Origin of the sequence: Paenibacillus sp. FSL L8-0340 (genome assembly GCF_038593145.1) — a bacterium.
In the GTDB taxonomy this organism is placed as follows: domain Bacteria; phylum Bacillota; class Bacilli; order Paenibacillales; family Paenibacillaceae; genus Paenibacillus_AQ.
The window spans coordinates 1,713,602-1,732,103 of the sequence record NZ_CP151967.1; the positions used below are offsets into that span (position 1 = coordinate 1,713,602).

An 18,502-nucleotide genomic window follows, 5' to 3' on the forward strand; every position below is an offset into this window, starting at 1 on the left:
GGAGGCCTGTATTGACATGAAGAGAAAAGCGGTCATTGTCTTCTGGATTATTGCCTTGATAGTAGGTTTAACCCCGGGGGTTGTCCCGGGTACGGAGATTCAAGCGGAGGAAGCCCCAAGTCCCGGAGCAGTCTATTTCGTAGCGGGAAATGGAAGCGATTCCAACTCTGGCGTGGAGGCGGCCCCATTCCGTACCCTGGAGAAGGCCAGGGATACCATCCGCCAGCTGAAGCAGGGCACGGGTCTGCCTGACGGCGGCGTTACGGTTTATTTGAGAGGCGGCACATACAGCCGTACCGCAAGCTTCCTGCTGGAGGAGCAGGATTCGGGGACGGCAGACAAACCGGTCACCTACAAGGCATATCCGGGTGAATCCGTGCGGCTGAGCGGCGGCCGGCAATTGGAGAAGTCATGGTTCACCCCGGTAACAGATCCGGCGGTTCTGAACCGGATCATCAGTCCCGATGCAAGATCCAAGGTTCTGCAGGTCGAGCTGCCGGGGCATGGCATTACCGATTACGGAGTCATGAGCCGTCATGGCTACTACAAAGCCAATGACGTAAGCCAGACTCCCCCCATGGAGCTGTACATTGAAGGCGAAGGGATGACTCTGGCGAGATGGCCCAATAAGAGCACGGTCCAAATGGGCAATATTCTTGATCCGGGACCCACCCGCAAGGATGCCGATCTGCAGACCCGGGGAGGCACTTTCACCTACACTTATGATCGGCCTGAGCTCTGGACTCAGGCGGACGATATATGGCTTGACGGGATTTTTGGCTACAGCTGGGAATGGTCGTACAATAAAATTGCTTCTATTGATACCGGGAACAAGTCGATCACATTAGCTTACGGGGAAATGAGCGGTCTCTTCAAAAACTGGTATCCGGACTTCCATTTCGCCCAGAACCTGCTGGAGGAAATCGACATGCCAGGGGAGTACTACATTGACCGGAGCCAAGGCATCCTGTATTTCATGCCGACAGCCGCCTTCCAGGCGGACAATCCGGAGATCACTGTATCCATGCTGAAGACACCCATGATCAATACGGCCAATACGTCGTATGTGACCTTCGAGGACCTGATTCTGGAGAACGGCAGGGATTCCGGGGCGGTCATCATGGGCGGCAGTCATGTCCGGCTGGTGCACTGTGAGATCCGCAATTTCACTGAAGGGGGCGTACGGGTCAATACCCAGAGCCGCTGGTTGTACAATGACTTCGTCAAGGGCACAGGGGTAAACCATGCCATCGTGAATACGCATATCCATCATGTGGGGGGGACGGGAGTCATACTGAACGGCGGCGACAGGCTGACGCTTGAGCCGGGCAACAATGTGGTGGAGAACAGCCACATCCATGACTTTGCTTATTATCATAAAGCGTATAACCCTGCCGTAATTCTGACAGGAGCAGGGAACCGCATATCACACAGTGAAATTCATGATGCCCCGCATCCGGGGATTCTGATCTTTGGCAACGACCATGCCGTGGAATACAACAACATCTATGATGTGTGCAAGACGTTCTCCGATCTCGGAGCTATCTACATGAACCTGGGGGCTGCACCGCAGGAGCGGGGCACGGTCATCCGGAGGAATTACTTCCATAACATTGGAGAAGGCAAAGCCGGGGTTCAGGGGATCTATCCGGATAACTTCACCATGGGAATCACAATTGAAGAAAATCTCTTCTACAAGATGGGCAATTCAGCCATTCTGAACAACGGGGGCGCTCATGTCCGCACCAAGAACAACATCTTTGTCGACGCCAAGGTTCCGTATGATTATGCGGATCTGTACCTGGGCGATGGACCGGAGCAGCAAATCTCCAAAAACTATATGCAGCCATGGCATGCTTTGTTCGAGAAATACAATAACTTCGCCGGTATGCCGCATCTGGTCAAATACCCGGAGCTGGCGGACTTCTTCACAGAGAACCGGTATTATCCGGACACGAACACGTTCCAGAACAATGTGATCTACAATCCGACTAGAACGATAAGCAGCACGACGAATGCAAATGGTGCTTATGATAAGTTCAATCTGGTCCAATACGCCAACAACTGGGTAACGAAACAGGATCCCGGCTTCGTGAATCTGGCGGGCGGCGATCTGAATCTGAAGGCGGATGCAGCGGTGTTTGAGCAGATACCGGGCTTCCAGGCGATCCCCTTCAGCGAGATGGGAATCTCAGGTAAGGCAGGCCCTTATCTCGCACCGGATAATATTCCCGTCCAAGGTGTCGTGCTGTATGACGATAGCCTTACCCTCGGCATCGGGAAAACATCTACCCTGTACTCGGCGGTTCTTCCCTGGAACGCCACCAACAATAAACTGCAGTATACCTCCAGTGATCCTTCCGTGGTGACCGTAGATGCAACCGGCAAGCTGAGAGGGGTTAACCTGGGGACCGCAGTAGTTACAGCAGTATCCGCCGACAACCCGCTCTTAAAGGATGAGGTTCAGGTGACGGTCGAAGTCGGTGACGGGATTATAGATGAAACGAATTTCGAGAACGGCCGGAATGGCTGGCCGGCCGATGCCAACCGGAGTATCGTGGAGGCCGACGGCGGCAATCACATGTATAAGCTGCTCAAAGGCGCTACGACGCTGAATGAGAACGACTTCAATAATTACGAGCTGAGCTTCAAGCTGAAGACACCTCCAGTGATCCCGGAATCGGCCACATTCTATATATTCGACCGGCTGAATCCGGGCGGCAACGGAGGAAGAATCGGATACCGGAAATATGCTGACGGAACTTCTACCTGGATTCTCTACAATGCAGCCTGGGGAACCGTTAAGCAGAACGCACTGTCTGCCCCGGACCTGCTGCCCGATACCGTCTACAACATGAAGATCATCGTCAAGGGTTCAGAAATTAGCGTCTATGCTGACGGCAAGCTTAAGCTGAAGGCCACTGATCCGACCTTTAATCCTTCCGGAAAAGTCGGGTTCTACGCCGGCGGCTTTGACTATCTCTTGTTCGATGACATCAAATTTATGGTCCCTACAAAAAATGTAGCCGGGCTTATGCTCGACAAGAGCAGCGTCAATATGGTAATGGATGAACAGACGCTACTACAGGTCCGGTTCGATCCGTCGGATGCCGAGAATCGTTCCGTCGTCTGGCAGTCTCTTAACCCGGAAATTGCCTCTGTCGATGAGAACGGAACAGTCACCACACACGCCAAAGGGGAGACTGTTGTCAAGGTAGCCTCCGTTGCCAACCCGGAGGCCACCGCTTCTGCTCGGATCATCGTGTCGGATATTCTTCATTACACAGATTACGATTCGGGAGCCAACGGGTGGCCGGTGGATCCGAACCGCAGCCTTGTGACGGTGAACGGAAACAAGATGTACAAAATTCTGAAGGGCGCCTCTGCGCTTCATCCGAAGCTGTTCACCGACTATGATCTGACCTTCAAGCTGAGAACGCCTGCTGTGATGCCGGATCTTGGGACCCTCTATGTGTACGACCGTTCTGTCGCCAGCAATTCAGGCAAGATCGCATACAAGAAATTGGCAGACGGCACTTCACAGTGGATTCTCTACGGTCCAACCTGGACGGTGCTTCAGACGAAGAATCTTCCAACCCAAGACTTGCAGCCGGATACCGACTATACTCTTCGTATTCTGGTGGATGGCGCCAGCATCCGCGTCTATGTGAATGGAGAGCTGAGACTGGATGGTTCCGATCCCAAACATAATGCTTCGGGAACGGTAGGTTTCTATGTGGGCGGTTTCAGTGAAATGTGGTTCGACGACGTGAAATTTATGAGGATTGACAAGACCGCACCTGTTAGCACAGCTGTCTTGACTCCGGCGCTGCCTGATGGTGCGGACGGCTGGTATACTCAGCCCGTTACGGTCCAATTGAATACTGCAGATACGGGTACTAGTGTAACGGACACCGTATACAGCATAAATGGCGGAGACACATGGCTGCCTTACCAGGGACCGCTGACCTTTAGCCAAGACGGCCAGTATTCGCTGCTTTACCGCTCGGTTGACTACGCCGGAAACAGCGGGGAATCGAAAACCTTGAGCTTTAAGCTGGATAGTAGTGCCCCTGAGTTAACTGTGGCAGAGCCGGCCCCGAAAGCCTATGCGGGGACAGAATCGCTGACCTTGTCTTGGGCGGCCACCGATGGGATGTCCGGGGTGGATTCCGCCAAGACCGTTGCACGGCTGGATGAGCAAGCCGTAGAGCCGGGAACGCAGGTTCCACTGTACACGCTGGATATCGGCTCTCATACGTTCGCGGTATCCGTCAGCGACAGCGCGGGGAACAGGCAGGAAAGCACAGTGACTTTCTCAACGTATGCCGACGTAAGCTCGCTGAAAGCACTCGTTGGCCTGTTCAAAGAGAAGTCTTGGATAGACAATCACGGGATTGCTAACAGTCTGCTGGTGAAGCTGGAGCATGGTAAAGTGGAAGCCTTCGTTCATCAGGTTCAAGCCCAAAGCGGCAAGCATATCGGGGCTGAAGCGGCTTCCTATCTGCTGCGGGATGCCAACCATATCCTGCAAGGGATGGGAGAGCAAGATAAACTACAGGATGGGATCCCCGGGTAAAAAGAATTAAACAAAACAAAGCCTTGGACGAAGTTGTCCAAGGCTTTTGTTCGAATATAGAGTTTATATGCTTCACGCTATAAATTATCCTTTTATTTCTCGCTATCTATTTCCCGGGAGCCGAGCGCTTGTACGGGGCGATTATCATGCGGGAAAATGCCTTCGAATTTGCCGATTTGCTCATCAGACCATTGAACCGGATTTTCCAGGACGATCCACTGCACCCCTTCGGTACATGGAGGTGTGGTGAGTGATCCTTGGTAGCGGAACGAGTGAAGGTCTTTTGGAAGCAGCTGGTTCATATCGAAGACACCCTCAACTTGGACTTCCTGTTCGCTCTCCTCGGAGGGGAGCACGGACCAAAGCTTTTTCAGCTCAACATTTTCGGAGCCTTTAGTGATTAGGACACTCAGCACAGCAAGCGTCTCGTCTTCACTTTTATGGACAAAATGAAGCTCCATATCGGCATGTTTGCCATCTACCTCATGCTCGCTGGGCAGGTGGAAATGAAACTGCTGCAAGATATAAGTCTTTCCTTCAAGGGTGATACGGTTGTCCTGGTTCTTAAGGTTAACCTGGATCGTATGGCCGTTATTAATGATAGACACCGGGGATGGCGCATACTCAACCTTGATCGGGGACAGGCTCTCATCATCCTGCACTTTCTCAGGAAGAATGTTAATCGGTGACTGTGCCTTCCCTGTACTGCAGGTTGTGAACAGTTTATCCAGTTCAGCCCAGTGTTCCGGGGACGTTTCACCTTCATAGGACCAATGCGCAGGGTGGGCGCTTACTGTGGTAGCAGGTTCCTTATTCGCTTCTGCCTCGTCTTTCTGATCGTTGCTCCCGCATCCCGCCATCACAGACATGACCATGATGGGAAGCAGCATTCGGGACATCTTTTTGTTGATACGCATACGTCATCCTTCTTCCTTTTGAGTAGTGGTGCATTTTAATTTATATTGTAAATATTGGCATGCTCAGCATCAAGTGAAAAAAGGCTCAAAGTTCTCAAAATGGTTCTAACTATCCAGGCCGCCAGCGAATCCAAGAACTTGCTATCCGAATCGAATATACATATAACCAGAAATTCTAATCCAGTTCGAAGAGGTGGTTTCCAAATGAAAAGGCAGGCAGGGCCAGTTAAGAAACGGAAGCTTTCACCCAGACCCCGGCCCCAAAACAGCTTGAAGCTTAAGGTGAAGCCGCAGATTATTAACTTTGCCGTGATCGGCGATAGTCATGTGGGCTATGGGAACAGCTCGGCTATTTTTAGAAAGCTTTTACCAAAAGCTGTGGGCAGCGGGAACAAGAAGTTTGTGATTTTTGGCGGGGATAATGCCCAGGCCGGAGCCAATCATGGAAATAATGCCGATGCCTTCTACAAGGACTTCAAGGATGCGGTTACCAGCACGCTCGGGAGCATTCCTTATAAAGCATCAATAGGAAATTGGGAGGCAAGCACTCAGTCCTTGTTCAAACAATATTTAGGTGCGGTTGCCGGGCAAATGAATTTCCCCGGGACGCAGGCAAAGGTGAAGTATGTATGGCTGGATTGTGCGCTAGGGGCATTCACACCGGAAAGCCTAAATATTCTTAAAAATCTAGACGACCGCCATTATTATATTATTGATTTTCATTGGCCATTGAAAGTGAGCGGGATTACGGTTGCTCCCAGTCATGTGTTAAGCGGGGCGGAGACGAACAAGTTTTTTACGGCGATTCCAGCAAAAGTGAGAGATAAAGTGCTGGCCATATTTACACACCACGGGCATTTGTTTTATCGGAAGCTGGCCAATATTTATCCGGGGTTCCCTACAACTAAATTCTTCGTGTGCGGATGTTCAGGGGATTATAAATGCAAGCCAAACGGTGATCGGGGGTATTACAACGCCACATTGACCATTAATGGGTCTGCTGTTTCTGTGAATGCTTATAAGGTGCCGGTTATGTAGCTCGAGACTAAAAACCAATAAATCTATTGCACGAAATACAGCAGAATGCGATTTACCGGAGAATAATGAGCATTCTACTGTATCGAGTGCAATTATATGAATAAAAGTCCTCATGCAATTACTGCACACTCAGATTATCCCAATTGATCTGGAACTCCTTCAGCATGCCTTCTTTAGTCAGCTTGCCGCCGAGATAACCTTGAATGCTGCTGGATAACTCCTGCGGCATTCCGTTCGGCAGACGCGACCAGTTCCAAGTCAGCGCCTGATCCTTGTCTGTATAGTCCAGCACCTCAGCGCCAAGTGCACCGAGTTCCTCTTCGGTTCCCTTAATGCTGTCGAGCGCAGGGATGAACTGGAATTCCTTGGTGATATATTGCTTGCCGGTCTCCGAGGTAACGAGCCAATCCAGGAAGACCTTAGCTTCCTCTTTAACCGGGGAGAACTTGTTGACTACCCAGTTGCTTGGCACCCCTACATAGAGCTTATCGTTATCTTCCGGGGTATCGTCAATCGGCATCGGCAGGATGCCCAGGTTCAGATCCGGGTCAATCCCGTCAATCTGGCCTTGGGTCCAGTTGCCCTGCTGCATCATCGCGGCTTCCCCGCTGGCCACCATGGTGACCTGGGTATTATAGTCGGTCGAGAGTGGATTCTTGTTCCCGTATTCCACCGTCAGGTCAAGCAGGTCGATCCACTTGGAGAAAACCGGGTCTCCGGCGAAGGACTTGGAGCCGTCCGTCAGACCGGTGATGAATGCTTCGGGATCGGGCTGCTGGGCGAAGGCTACGTTCACATTGTGGTTACCGAGCACGAACCATTCCTGATAGCCGTTGGCAAAAGGTGTGATCCCTGCAGCCTTCAGCTTTTCGGCAGCCTCGCGCAGAGCGGCCAGAGTCAGCGGCTTCCCGGTAATTCCGGCTTGCTTGAACAAATCCTTATTATAAATGAAGCCGTATCCTTCCAGATTCATGGGCATGCCGTAGAGCTTGCCATCTACAGTCATTTGTTGGGCAGCCAGCGGCTTCACATCCTTAGCCCAGGCTTCTCCGCTCAGATCCTCCAGATATTCCAGCCACATGTTGCGCTCATTGTTGCCGCCGATAGTGAAGATGTCCGGCTCATCCCCGGACGAGAACTTCGCCCTTAGGGAAGCGCCATAGTCGCTGCCGCCGCCGACGCTCTGAATCTCCAGCCGGATGTCCGGGTGTTCCTTCTCGAATTCAGTCTTGAGCGAAGCCAGTGCTTCGGAGATCTCGACCTTGAACTGGTAGATATGCACCGTTTTGATTCCACCCGCATTGTCGCTGCCGCGTCCACAACCGGCCGTTAGCAGGGCCAGCAGCAGGGAGCCTGCGAGGAGAATTCCACGTTTTTTATTCATATTGATTCATCCTCTCTGCCTGAAAAGTCACATGTATCGTCAGCCCTTGACGGAGCCTTGGGCGATCCCTTCAATAATATACTTCTGCATCAGCAGGAAAAAGATGACTACAGGTGTAATCCCGAGCACGAGACCCGGAAGCGCCAAATCCCACTGCTTCGTATATTGCCCGAAAAAGCTGTAAGTGGCGATGGGAATGGTGCGGAGGGATGGGGCCTGCAGAATGAGAGAAGGCATCAGGTAATCGTTCCAGATCCACAGGGTGTTCAGAATAATGACGGTGACGATGATCGGCTGCATCAGCGGCAATACGATCCGGAAAAAAGTACCGTAGGGGCTGCTGCCATCCACCCGCGAAGCCTCTTCAATGTCGATGGGTACCGATTTGACGAAGCCGTGGAAAAGAAAAACGGTCATTGGCGCACCAAACCCCAAATACGCCAAAATCAGACCGGCCGTCGAATCCATTACGCCCAGGCTGCTGACGATCTGCACCAGCGGAATCATGATCGCCTGGAAAGGAATAACCATGGCCGCTACGAGCGCGATATAGAGGAAGCGGTTGTATCTGCTGTTGTTGCGGACCATTTTATAGGCACACATGGAGCAGAGGAAAGCCAGCAGGATATTGCTGATTACCGTGACGACAAAAGAGTTCAGGAAAGCACGCGGGAAATTGGTAGCTTTCCACGCTTCGGCATAGTTGCTCCACTGGAACACGGAGGGCAGCGCAGCGGAATCCGAAAGAATCTCGCTGTAGCTTTTGACCGAATTGGCTAGCAGGAAGTAAAACGGAACCAGAAAAACAAGCGCCAGCACAATCATCAGTAACTCGGCAAACAGCAGGGGGACACTGGATTTTTTGGCGGTAGTCTCCATTACAGCTCCACCTCTCTTTTCTTGGTTGCACTAACCTGCAGCAGGGAGATGACGGCCACAATGACGAAGAAGACCATTGCTTTGGCCGACCCCATGCCGAACCGGCTGATCGTGTAGGCCTCATTGTAAATATTAAGCGCGACCGATTCGGTAGCCTTGAAAGGGCCGCCTTTGGTCAGCGACAGGTTCAGGTCGAATAGCTTGAAGGACCAGGAGATGGACAAGAATAAGCAAACGGTTACAGCCGGCATCACCAGCGGAATGGTGACATGGCGCAAGGCTTGCATACGTCCGGCCTCGTCCACTTTGGACGCTTCGATCAGGCTCTGCGGCACGTTGTTGATGGCCGAGATGTAGATCACCATCAGATAACCTGCATTTTGCCACACGAAGACGATTACAATAGCCCAGAATGCAGTGGCTTCCGTGCCGAGCCAAGGCAGATTAAAGAAGGACCAGCCGGTGGCCTGTCCCATGGAGGCAAACCCTCTAACAAAAATAAACTGCCAGATGAATCCGAGCAGCAAACCGCCAATGACATGGGGGACAAAAAACACCGTTCTCAGCACATTGCGCGTAAATAGCTTGCGGGTCAGCACATAAGCGAGTGTGAATCCGAGCAGATTCGTCAGCACCAGTCCAAACAAAGTAAACTTCGCGGTGAACCAGAACGAATTCAGAAATGAAGGGTCTTTGGTGAAAATATGTAAATAGTTCCGCAGCCCGGTCCACTCGACATGCCGTGAGATTCCGTTCCAACTGGTAAACGAATAATAAAGGCCCAAAAAGAATGGAATCAGCACAATAACAAGGAAAAACAGGGAAGTTGGCCCGACAAAAATAAACTGCTGCATCAGGCGTGATCTTTTTTTATGGTCCATCGTTCCTCACCCCTCTGTATAAAGTAAATATTTCATTAAATAACCGGATCACCGATTAACCAAACAAGGAAAGCTATAATTTACCAGATTTTACTCGCTGGAGTGTCTGACAATGGCATTCATTATGGTCGGGCTCAAGTAGATGAACAGGGGGAAGACCCGGTGTTTGGCGGGGCGAATTATACTCACAATATCACCGTGCGGTGATGTCATTGACGCGAGAAAACTATAAGCTCTATAATCTAAAAAAACGGACGAAGAACGTCCCGTACTCCATGGCAAATTGGGGTGCGGGATTTTTTTGTGCAGAGGAGGAAGCTGGGAATGGGTTTTGCTGAAGAACACCAAAAGTGGCTGGATTCTCATAAGAACCGTAGAACAGGAGAACGACTTGACCGGTTGGTGCGAGGGCATGGGCATGGTGAAAAAATGTTTGTGGAGCGGGTCTGGTGGCCGATTTTTGGACATATGGATGATCTTCATCCGGAGTACGAGGTCTCGGATTGGCGGGGACGGCCTTATTTTGTTGATCTGGTCTGGAAACCGGGACAGGTTAAGTTTGCCATTGAGATCAAAGGGTACGGGCCACATGTGCAGCAGGCCGATCGGACCAGGTACCGGCAGGAATTAAACAGAGAAACTTATCTGCAAATTGCAGGGTATCGTGTAGTCGCGGTTCCCTATGATGATTTGGAATCTGTACCGGAGCTGACAATTCCTCTATTTAAAACTTTATTGGCTCCAAGCTTGTTGAAGATTGCGGATGGGGAGAGTCGTCCGTACAGCAGGCTGGAGAGGGACATTCTACGGATGGCGACACGTTGGAATGGGTTCATCCGGCCTGTTGATCTAGTGAACAAGCTTGGAGTGAATCCACGTACAGTCAAGAAATCTATGAACTCTTTGTGTGAAAAAGGGAAGTTTAGACCTGTGCTGGCCCAGGGTAGCAATCGAATTTGCCGATATGAATTTATACACTCGTTCATGGATAACGAGCTATGGTAATCCTCTAATATCTCCGGAATTGGGCAAAGTGGCGGAATGAGATGTAAAAATGCTTCTCATATCGCCGAAAGTAGGCAAAGTGGTGGGATGAGAGGTAAAAATGCTTCTCATATCGCCGAAAGTAGGCAAAGTGGTGGGATGAGAGGTAAAGATGCCTCTCATTTCACTCCTCTCGTGAGCTGGTACGGTATTTTGTTCGCCGATTCCTCACTAGGAACGGTTTCAGCACAGGCTTGATAGCCCTTTCATAGTGTGGGTATGGTGGATTGGTCACACTAGAAGGAGGTTGAGGCACATGTCAGGAGTTCTTGGCAATCATTTCGTTACGCAGATTGGGATTTTGGTGAATGATATTGAGAAGGTAAGCCGGGAGTATGCGGACTTTTTTGGACTGGCGGTTCCGGAAATTATCATTACCGACACGGCAGATATTGCCCAGACCCGGTATAACGGCGGGGTGACGGAGGCGCGGGCCAAGCTCGCTTCCTTGCAGCTGGAACTGATTGAGCCGGATCATCAGCCGAGCACTTGGCGCGATTACTTGAATGAGCATGGGGAAGGGCCTCATCATATCGCTTTTGTAATCGAAGGAATAAACAGCACTCAATATGTTCTCACAGCAGCTGCATGTGTATTTGCAAGAACGCGGCGTACAGGTGCTGAGCGTACACCCCGGCTGGATGCATACGGATATGGGCGGGAAAGAGGCGTCGACGAACCCGCGCAGCAGTGCCGAGGGCATTATCAGCCTGATCGAGCAACGCCGCGCTCCGGAAGGGCATTTCATGTTCGTAGATTATACAGGCAAAGATATGAAGATATAATCAGCCGCAGCCAGGTGCTGCGGTCCCAGAAACGTGTGCGGATGAGGCTGTATTTGTGAGTTTTATAAGGCGGGAATACAATCGGGGAAGGTAAAGCAGATTTTCCGGAAAATCCGGGATGTACTCCAGAAAACAGAGATGTTAATATATTCACATAGTACTTAACACATCTATTAACGAGTGCTTAATGGAGGAATATCTATGAAAAAACTATCGTTGAGTTCATTAGAACAGGCGGGTGTTTCAGCTTGCGGTGTTCAGCGCATTCAGACAGCTGCAGCGCAAATGGTTGAGGACAACATTACGCCCGCACAAGTGATTGTGGCCGCGAGAAGGGGAATTGTAATCGTCCATCAAGCGAATGGAACCCTCGGATCTGAGCCAGACGCAGCCGAATTAGCTGTTGACACGTTATTTCCACTCTGCTCCATAACGAAGCTGTTTACCGCAACAGCTGTTATGATCTTGGTTGAACAAGGGAAGATAGGACTGAATAGACCTGTTTCGGATTATATCCCCGAGTTTACAGGAGAAGGGAAATCAAAGGTTTGCGTGCATCATTTGTTGACACACACCTCTGGTCTGGATGTTGGGGTCATCCGGTTGAATGGAACTGAGAAACTGGCAAAGGGAGAGTTCCCTGCAAGCGAACCCAATCAGGATCCGGAAATTCATCAATACTTGTACGGCGGATATGATGCACCGCTTAGCTTCGAGCCAGGGACTGTCATGTCTTATTGCGGGTATGGTTATGAGCTGTTGGGTGAAATTATCCGGCGCACCAGCGGTCAAGCTTATGATGAGTTCGTAAAGGAAAGCATTTTTAAACCGCTTGGAATGGAAAATACATATTATCGGGTTCCGCAGGAAGCACGCAGCAGAGTCGTTAGACGCATACCGGAGGCAGCTTGTGCAGAGTGGATAGAAACCGAAGAGCAATTAAATTCTGTATCGGCCGGGGGCGGTGCTTACTCTACTGCCCTGGATCTGGCTGTATTTGGGCAAATGTTTCTGAACGGCGGAAGTTATAACGGGACACGGCTGCTCAGTCCGGTAACTGTAAAAGAAATGACACGCAATCAAATTCCCGGTGTATCCTCGCAATATCGGGATGAGGTATTTCCTGAAGCGTATTGGGGATACGGCTGGGCGGTTAACGGGACAAAACGTGATGGCGGAGACCTATTCTCACCGCAAGCCTATTCGCATTGGGGTGCAGCGGGGCCTTTTCTCTGCGTCGATCCGGTCTATCAGACAGTAACCGTTCATTTTTCTGTGGAGCTTGACCACCGGAAGCCATTTAAAAATATGTACGTTGATTACTTCAACAATACCGTTCTTGCGGCAATAACAGACCTATAAGGGTAGTCGTTTCGGCAACTCGTCAAATTGAAGCTTGTATGCAGCTTGTCTAAGGACAGGCTGCTTTTTTTGCGTGAACGGTAAAAACTTCAATTTCAAAATATTGACAATGATCCTGATGCTGCGTAAGATGAGAATAACAAAAACGACAATATGTCGTTATTTTGAGTGAGGGGGAACAATGTATTCCAAAGGTTAGTGAGGCATATACAGAGAATAGAATCAATGAAATTTTGGATGCAGCGCTGGAGGTTAGTGCGCGTAAACCGCTGCATAAAGTAACAATGAAGGATATCGTGAGACAGACCGGACTGAGCCAAGGGGGCGTCTATAAGTATTTTGCCAATATTGAAGAGGTGTGGTTTGCGTTGTCCAACCGTTTTGATCTGGAGATAGATTTCAAAGGTTTTTTAACGCAGCTTTTTGCGGCCAGCCGTTCGCCTGAGCAGACCCTTCGCGCAATCTTTACCTTCATCGGGCAAGAGATTACGGCCTCTATGGAGAGTGGCTACAGCAAATTGGCTTTTGAGCTAAATGCAATCTATGCCAGTCAGCCGGAGCTGGTTAAGAAGCAGCTTGCTGAGCAGGCTGCGGAAGCAGAAGCCGAGTCCGGGCACGGCTACAATTATTTCTTTCAGCAATTGATGAATTATTGTGCAGAAGGTGAAGCTAAAGGCCAGTTCCGGCCCCTTGTTCCCTTAACCGACATCCTGATGCTCATTCAGGTAACCGTGGATGGAATCATCCGCGATGCCACGCTGGAGCTGTGTTTTGCCGGTGATGAGCTCCCTGCTGAATTAAGTGTGCGGCAGAGTGTGGAGCGGCTGATGGACAGCTTGTACATTTCTACAATGACCTTATTAGGAGGCTTTTAATTATGCGTAAACCAAGCGCACTAAAGTCCTGGCTCCTGCTCATCCTGTCCCTTCCAAAGGGGATCGCGGCGTTTGTAATTGCCGTTACAGGCATATGTGCCGGCTTGCCGCTGCTTATTCTAGGGATTGGACTGCCTTTACTGGCTGCAACATTTACCCTATGCCGCTGGATGATGGCCAAGGAGGTGCAGGCGGTAAGAGGGTGGATGCAGGGAGAAGAGCAACCGCTCCAAGCTGAGGACTCCCGATCCATTGTGGATTGGAAGGATTGGCGTTCCATGCTGTCTATTCTTTTAAATAGTAAGAGCTACCGGGGGATCCTCTATAGTATAGCCCAGCTTCCCGTAGGCATTGCCGGGTTTACCCTTGCTGTCACGCTTCCCGCCGTTGTTATTGCGATTATATTGTCACCGGCAGCTTACAAGTTAAGCAAGGTCTTATCCCTTTCTTTTGATCTGTATTCCTTTGACGGGACGATGAATCTTTTCTTGCCGTGGCTCAATGTATATCAGCGTTCCTGGGTAGCGGCTGCAATCGGCATAGTGCTGGTCCTGTTGCTGCCTATGACTATAAGGGGGTTGGGGAGATTATATTCCGCCTGGATTGGGGGGATAGCCGGTGACCTCACCTATGGAATGAAACCTGTGTCTATTAACAAGGGTGCAGGGTCGAGAGTATAGCAGGGCAGGTTTAACTTTTATAAAAAGAGACACGATACCCTAGGGATATCGTGTCTCTTTAAAATGCAACGGCTCCCCTCAAAGGGGAGCAGCCATTTCTTTTTGCACACTCTGCTATTAGCGGCGTGACTTGGTAATCAGGAACGGAATGACGCTTCTTGCAACGCCTGTCGGGTTTTCAAGGATGATAACCCACTCCGAGTCGCTGTTCGGGAAGCTGTCTGTCGGCCAGGCGGAAGTCAAATCGGAAATGGTCCATCCCGCACTAACGACAGCTCTGCCTGTTCCAGCAGATAAAAAGAGGAAAAGAAAGTCGTTGGCTTCGATGGTTACAGCGGGAAACTGAATACGGCGGAAACCATTTCCAAGGTTTTGCGTGGAGCGTGCTCTGTTTGGCCGCAGGGTGACTCTTTTACCTTTACCTTTGGCTTTTTTTCTAAGTGCTAGTTTTTTTACTGCCATTTTCTGCTCGCCTCTTTCTTCGTAGGATAGATTATCTTACGAAGAAAGAGGGTTGTGAGCTTGTATGAATGTACATGGAGATTAATCCAAATTATTCTAGAGTTGCTTATTTAGATTTTGGCCGGATTACCTTAAGCATGGAAAGCTCTTTCGGAGTGAGCCGGGGGGTATAAGCAGCATTGCCGTTATGGGTATCTACAACCTTTACCCGGCCTGCTCCCTGTCCCCCAGGACGTGCTACACGCACCCGGAGTGCCCGGAGTGCCCAATCGACGGGAAAGGCAACCGAAGTCTTTCCGTCCTCTGTACCGGCGTAATTCACAGCCGCCGCGAAATTATCCGCGCTTCTTAGCCAGACAGAACCGGAGTCTCCAGGAAGCGATACCGGTGTATCACTCAGAATGATCGATTGATTGCGGAAGGTTAGCACGCCTACATCCCTACCATAATCTACCTGTACATCCGTATTCACCGAATCGACTCTTCCCCTAGTCAGACCTGTTGTCCGCCCTACTTTTTTGAAACGCTCCCCTACACGGTAGGAAGTGACATGACCCGGAATGGTGCCTACCGTTGCATATTTCGGACTGAGAATGCTGTTTCTTACAGGGCGGGACAAGGCCGCATCTATGCGGTTAGTTCCATTTGTCTTCAAAGTTACAAAACGCGATAAATACCCGACCCGATCCCGTACGGTCCGCCCTTCATCCGCGCCGCCCGGCTGCAGCGTTTCCGCCCGGTTGTTGGAGTTGGTCGGATTGGTAAGCACGTGGTTATTGCTGAGCACATACAGCTGATTGCCGCTGCTGACAATTAAGCCTGCGGTTCCTGAACCGCCGGTCGTACCAATACTGTAGCCTGCTACGACTGGACGAATCCGGTCCTGGTAACTTGCATTGCTGCGTATTTTTTTGGTCTTTACTACCCGGATGGGGACATTTATAGGTTTGCCTTTGAGCAGCGAGGAGAATTTTGAGCCCCAACCCAGGGCGGTACTGCTCACGGCGTTAGCGTAGAGGATCACGGCTGCGCCTTTTTTGGGATGTTTGGGGTCGTAATACCCTATCCCGACTCCATGAATTTTCCGGTTCTTGAGCACGGTACTTGCTATGTTTTCCTTTATCACAAGAGCTTCAGCAAATGTTGCCACTGTTTCATCACCTAACCTCATTAGAATAAGATAGTATATTATCCTGAGGTGTAAAAGGCATGGGCGATTATCCGCTCTTTTATGAAGTCCAGAGGCGATTTATTTATTTTGTCTTACATGCCGCACAATGACTGGAATGTCAATATGCCCTATTTGTCTAACAATAAACTATTGTCCAGCCCCTTTATTCACTATTTTCATATGATGCAGGGTAAGGAAAAAAGTGATGAAGGGAATGAAGACAATGGGGCTTAATTTTCGCAACAGTACAAGTGAGACGATATTTGTTGCCTATGCTTACCCGGATTTCAGCTGTTCTCCTGTCAACTACGCCACAATCGGCTGGTACCGGATCGAACCGGGCCAGTCGAGACAAGTGTGGAGCGGGTATGCCGGGGGCAACACATTCTTTTACTATGCAGAGAGTGACAGCTATACCTGGTCAGGGGGATACTATACAGAGATCCCTAATGACGCCTTCAATCAGTGCTGGGACAGCGACTGCAACGACTGCAGAGAACTTGGCTTTCGTAGAATTCCTGTCAGATCCAGCGTCCGCAACTACACAGTTGTGTTAATCTCCAGCAGCAGCCGAAGCAAAAAAGGGTTAATCCATCTTCGGACAGCATTGCCTACAAAGCCTGGAAAACGGCTAACGCGCAGAGTTCCGCTGAAGGCCAGAAAGCTAGCCCCGGGAAGACCTGTTTTGGCCAAACGCAGAGCCGTGCCTAAAAGACGGAGAAGATAGTGAACGCAAAAAACTTCCTTTTTATCTTTGAATAGACTGGATGAATGCAAAAAGAGTGCACCTATCATGGATAGGGCACTTTTTTTTTCTAAATCAAAGGATGTAGTATCCCGGATTATCCGGTGACGGCAAAGGCTCTCATTAACGCGCCTTCCAGCTCACGAGTATCAATAGGTTTCAGCAGGGAAACAATGCCCCCTTTGCTGAAAGCTTCGAGGACAAACGGATGGCTGCTGGTGACAATAATTGTACTCTGCGGATATTGGGTATTGGCAAGGCGTTCAGATAAAGGCGCTTCTCCGAGCAGCAGCAGCTTGGCATCGGTCACAATAATATCCGGTTCATGTTCGGTAATCAGCCGAAGGGCTTCCTGATCGCAATTGGCTTCAAGAATAACCTCCTCTTTAAAATGAAGCTGTTTCAGCATCAGCTTCAGGTGATTGCGTACATGAGGTTTGTCGTCAACAAGCATGATTTTCATAATATGGCCTCCTGTCTGGTTGCATTTAGGATTCATACACCTTTTGTGCGGAGTAGCGCTGGGGGAGCAACATAAGTGCAAGGGAGAATACAACAAGCAGCAGGCAGCCCCAGTAAGCATTGCGGTATCCGACCCACTCGGCAGCGGCCCCTCCGGCCAGACTTCCGGCCAGCCGTCCGATGGTAGTGGCATTGGTATATAACGTTGAAGCATATCCGGGCAGATCAGGGAGCAAATCCTGAATGTAGCTGATTCCGATGGCCGAAATCACGGCAACAAAGAAAGCCAGCAGCACCTGTCCGGCCAAGAGATGCCATAATTGTGTCGAGGCAAGCACCAAAATATAATAAGCCGCCCCCAGTAGTATCCCCCAGAACATCAGCACACGATTGGAGGTTTTGGCAGACAATACCCCTAATACGAGCATGAATGGAATCTCCAGCAGCGCACAAATACTCGAGACCGTAGCTACATTCTGCGTACTGCCGCCCAAGGTGTTAATGATGAACAATGAGATATTCAGATTGTTAAGCCAGTGCCCGGCATATAACAGGGTCAGCACCAGAAACGGGATAAGCACTCTGGCGTTCTGATGCAGCTTCAGCTGCGTTGCGGTTTGAATACCAGCTGGCTTCTTTGATACGGGACGTTTCACGAAAAAGCAGACCAGCAAGGCATTAAGCAAGAAGATCAATGAGGTGCTCATAAAAATACCCTGGAACCCCAAGTGATTAAGGATAATAGAGCCGATCAGCGGGCCGGTGATAAACCCCAGGGAGAACATCGAGCGCAGACTGGAATTGGCAAAGGCATGGTCGGCGGACGGGCTGGTGTTTACCGCTTCCCGCGCACTGGCGAATAACTGCGGCATGGCCGGAGCACCAAATGCAGTGAAGACCGTCATGTACAGCAGCAACGCATAAAATTCGTGGATGAATAAATAACCGGCAAAAGCCAGTGCGTTGAACAGCATGGCTGTGAACATGAGTGTTTTACGGTTCAGTCCGGAATCGGAGCGTTTGGCAATGATCGAGCTGAGCCAGACCCCGCTGATTAAGGTCACTGCGGTAAAGATTCCGAAGGTTCCTGCGGAAACTCCCAGCTTTGTTGTGAAATAAACGGCCAAAAAGGGAGAGCTGATGGAAATGGCCATCCCCTGCAGCATCATGCAGATCATAAACAGGGAGTAGCTTGGAATCAGGAAAAGCTGGCGGGTTCGCGTCAACATGTACGTAAA

The 18,502-nt window shown here is 50.3% G+C and carries 16 protein-coding genes and 1 pseudogene; 9 read left to right on the plus strand and 8 right to left on the minus strand.

All coding sequences use genetic code 11. The features are described from left to right. Positions 1 to 16: 16 nt before the first annotated feature. On the plus strand, positions 17 to 4,579 hold the full coding sequence (locus NST07_RS07840) for an Ig-like domain-containing protein (protein ID WP_341090922.1): 4,563 nt from the start codon (positions 17 to 19) through the stop codon (positions 4,577 to 4,579). 92 nt (positions 4,580 to 4,671) lie between these two features. Here the strand turns inward: NST07_RS07840 and NST07_RS07845 are convergent, their stop codons facing one another. Continuing rightward, positions 4,672 to 5,496 carry a carbonic anhydrase gene (locus NST07_RS07845; protein ID WP_341090924.1) on the minus strand — a complete coding sequence of 275 codons (825 nt, stop codon included), beginning with the start codon at positions 5,494 to 5,496 and terminating at the stop codon, positions 4,672 to 4,674. A 270-nt stretch (positions 5,497 to 5,766) separates the two neighbouring features. Here NST07_RS07845 and NST07_RS07850 point away from each other — a divergent pair, with 270 nt between their 5' ends. Then, positions 5,767 to 6,534 (plus strand): metallophosphoesterase, encoded by a 768-nt coding sequence (locus tag NST07_RS07850; protein ID WP_342481330.1) that lies wholly within the window; start codon positions 5,767 to 5,769, stop codon positions 6,532 to 6,534. 118 nt (positions 6,535 to 6,652) lie between these two features. On the opposite strand, the gene NST07_RS07855 is transcribed toward NST07_RS07850, so the two are convergent. From NST07_RS07855 to NST07_RS07865, 3 genes are read right to left on the minus strand one after another with little or no spacing between them, the layout of a single operon-like run. Continuing rightward, the gene (locus NST07_RS07855; protein WP_341090927.1) at positions 6,653 to 7,918 is read right to left on the minus strand and encodes an ABC transporter substrate-binding protein; all 1,266 of its coding nucleotides are present in this window, start codon (positions 7,916 to 7,918) and stop codon (positions 6,653 to 6,655) included. A 39-nt stretch (positions 7,919 to 7,957) separates the two neighbouring features. Beyond that, a complete protein-coding gene (locus NST07_RS07860; RefSeq protein ID WP_342481331.1) occupies positions 7,958 to 8,797 on the minus strand; it encodes a carbohydrate ABC transporter permease in 840 nt (279 codons plus the stop codon). Continuing rightward, on the minus strand, positions 8,797 to 9,678 hold the full coding sequence (locus tag NST07_RS07865) for a sugar ABC transporter permease (RefSeq protein ID WP_342481332.1): 882 nt from the start codon (positions 9,676 to 9,678) through the stop codon (positions 8,797 to 8,799). Before NST07_RS07865 ends, NST07_RS07860 begins: the two co-directional genes overlap by 1 nt. Positions 9,679 to 10,002: 324 nt before the next feature. On the opposite strand from NST07_RS07865, the gene NST07_RS07870 reads away from it, so the two are divergent. The 5 genes and pseudogenes from NST07_RS07870 to NST07_RS07890 all read left to right on the plus strand — a co-directional run bounded on the left by NST07_RS07870 (position 10,003) and on the right by NST07_RS07890 (position 14,424). Continuing rightward, a complete protein-coding gene (locus NST07_RS07870; RefSeq protein WP_341090930.1) occupies positions 10,003 to 10,683 on the plus strand; it encodes a hypothetical protein in 681 nt (226 codons plus the stop codon). Positions 10,684 to 10,978: 295 nt separating this feature from the next. Continuing rightward, a pseudogene (locus NST07_RS07875) lies at positions 10,979 to 11,278 on the plus strand (VOC family protein); the annotation flags it as partial. 430 nt (positions 11,279 to 11,708) lie between these two features. Then, a complete protein-coding gene (locus tag NST07_RS07880) occupies positions 11,709 to 12,869 on the plus strand; it encodes a serine hydrolase domain-containing protein (RefSeq protein WP_341090932.1) in 1,161 nt (386 codons plus the stop codon). Positions 12,870 to 13,033: 164 nt separating this feature from the next. After that, positions 13,034 to 13,744 (plus strand): helix-turn-helix domain-containing protein, encoded by a 711-nt coding sequence (locus tag NST07_RS07885; protein ID WP_341090933.1) that lies wholly within the window; start codon positions 13,034 to 13,036, stop codon positions 13,742 to 13,744. A gap of 2 nt (positions 13,745 to 13,746) precedes the next feature. After that, positions 13,747 to 14,424, plus strand: coding sequence for a sensor domain-containing protein (locus NST07_RS07890; protein ID WP_342481333.1), 678 nt, complete (start codon positions 13,747 to 13,749; stop codon positions 14,422 to 14,424). Between the two features lie 117 nt (positions 14,425 to 14,541). On the opposite strand, the gene NST07_RS07895 is transcribed toward NST07_RS07890, so the two are convergent. Beyond that, the gene (locus NST07_RS07895) at positions 14,542 to 14,886 is read right to left on the minus strand and encodes a hypothetical protein (RefSeq protein ID WP_341090935.1); all 345 of its coding nucleotides are present in this window, start codon (positions 14,884 to 14,886) and stop codon (positions 14,542 to 14,544) included. 106 nt (positions 14,887 to 14,992) lie between these two features. Further along, entirely contained in the window at positions 14,993 to 16,036 is a 1,044-nt protein-coding gene (locus NST07_RS07900) for a hypothetical protein (protein WP_342481334.1), read from the minus strand. Between the two features lie 81 nt (positions 16,037 to 16,117). Here NST07_RS07900 and NST07_RS07905 point away from each other — a divergent pair, with 81 nt between their 5' ends. Both NST07_RS07905 and NST07_RS07910 read left to right on the plus strand, forming a co-directional pair. Continuing rightward, positions 16,118 to 16,291: a hypothetical protein gene (locus tag NST07_RS07905; RefSeq protein WP_342481335.1), complete on the plus strand. Its 174-nt coding sequence runs from the start codon at positions 16,118 to 16,120 to the stop codon at positions 16,289 to 16,291. Continuing rightward, positions 16,281 to 16,784 (plus strand): DUF1036 domain-containing protein, encoded by a 504-nt coding sequence (locus NST07_RS07910; RefSeq protein WP_342481336.1) that lies wholly within the window; start codon positions 16,281 to 16,283, stop codon positions 16,782 to 16,784. The genes NST07_RS07905 and NST07_RS07910 overlap by 11 nt, the downstream gene beginning before the upstream one ends. Positions 16,785 to 16,899: 115 nt before the next feature. Here NST07_RS07910 and NST07_RS07915 read toward each other — a convergent pair whose 3' ends face one another. Beyond that, a complete protein-coding gene (locus NST07_RS07915; RefSeq protein WP_341377717.1) occupies positions 16,900 to 17,265 on the minus strand; it encodes a response regulator in 366 nt (121 codons plus the stop codon). A gap of 25 nt (positions 17,266 to 17,290) precedes the next feature. Continuing rightward, complete coding sequence (locus NST07_RS07920) at positions 17,291 to 18,493, minus strand: sugar efflux transporter (RefSeq protein ID WP_341090941.1); 1,203 nt, start codon at positions 18,491 to 18,493, stop codon at positions 17,291 to 17,293. Between the last annotated feature and the right edge of the window lie 9 nt (positions 18,494 to 18,502).

Coding starts and splice junctions, on each gene's coding strand:
- NST07_RS07840 (WP_341090922.1), top strand. CDS start 17: ATGAAGAGAAAAGCGGTCATTGTCTTCTGGATTATTGCCTTGATAGTA.
- NST07_RS07845 (WP_341090924.1), bottom strand. CDS start 5,496: ATGCGTATCAACAAAAAGATGTCCCGAATGCTGCTTCCCATCATGGTC.
- NST07_RS07855 (WP_341090927.1), bottom strand. CDS start 7,918: ATGAATAAAAAACGTGGAATTCTCCTCGCAGGCTCCCTGCTGCTGGCC.
- NST07_RS07860 (WP_342481331.1), bottom strand. CDS start 8,797: ATGGAGACTACCGCCAAAAAATCCAGTGTCCCCCTGCTGTTTGCCGAG.
- NST07_RS07865 (WP_342481332.1), bottom strand. CDS start 9,678: ATGGACCATAAAAAAAGATCACGCCTGATGCAGCAGTTTATTTTTGTC.
- NST07_RS07870 (WP_341090930.1), top strand. CDS start 10,003: ATGGGTTTTGCTGAAGAACACCAAAAGTGGCTGGATTCTCATAAGAAC.
- NST07_RS07880 (WP_341090932.1), top strand. CDS start 11,709: ATGAAAAAACTATCGTTGAGTTCATTAGAACAGGCGGGTGTTTCAGCT.
- NST07_RS07890 (WP_342481333.1), top strand. CDS start 13,747: ATGCGTAAACCAAGCGCACTAAAGTCCTGGCTCCTGCTCATCCTGTCC.
- NST07_RS07895 (WP_341090935.1), bottom strand. CDS start 14,886: ATGGCAGTAAAAAAACTAGCACTTAGAAAAAAAGCCAAAGGTAAAGGT.
- NST07_RS07905 (WP_342481335.1), top strand. CDS start 16,118: ATGAAGTCCAGAGGCGATTTATTTATTTTGTCTTACATGCCGCACAAT.
- NST07_RS07910 (WP_342481336.1), top strand. CDS start 16,281: ATGGGGCTTAATTTTCGCAACAGTACAAGTGAGACGATATTTGTTGCC.
- NST07_RS07915 (WP_341377717.1), bottom strand. CDS start 17,265: ATGAAAATCATGCTTGTTGACGACAAACCTCATGTACGCAATCACCTG.
- NST07_RS07920 (WP_341090941.1), bottom strand. CDS start 18,493: ATGTTGACGCGAACCCGCCAGCTTTTCCTGATTCCAAGCTACTCCCTG.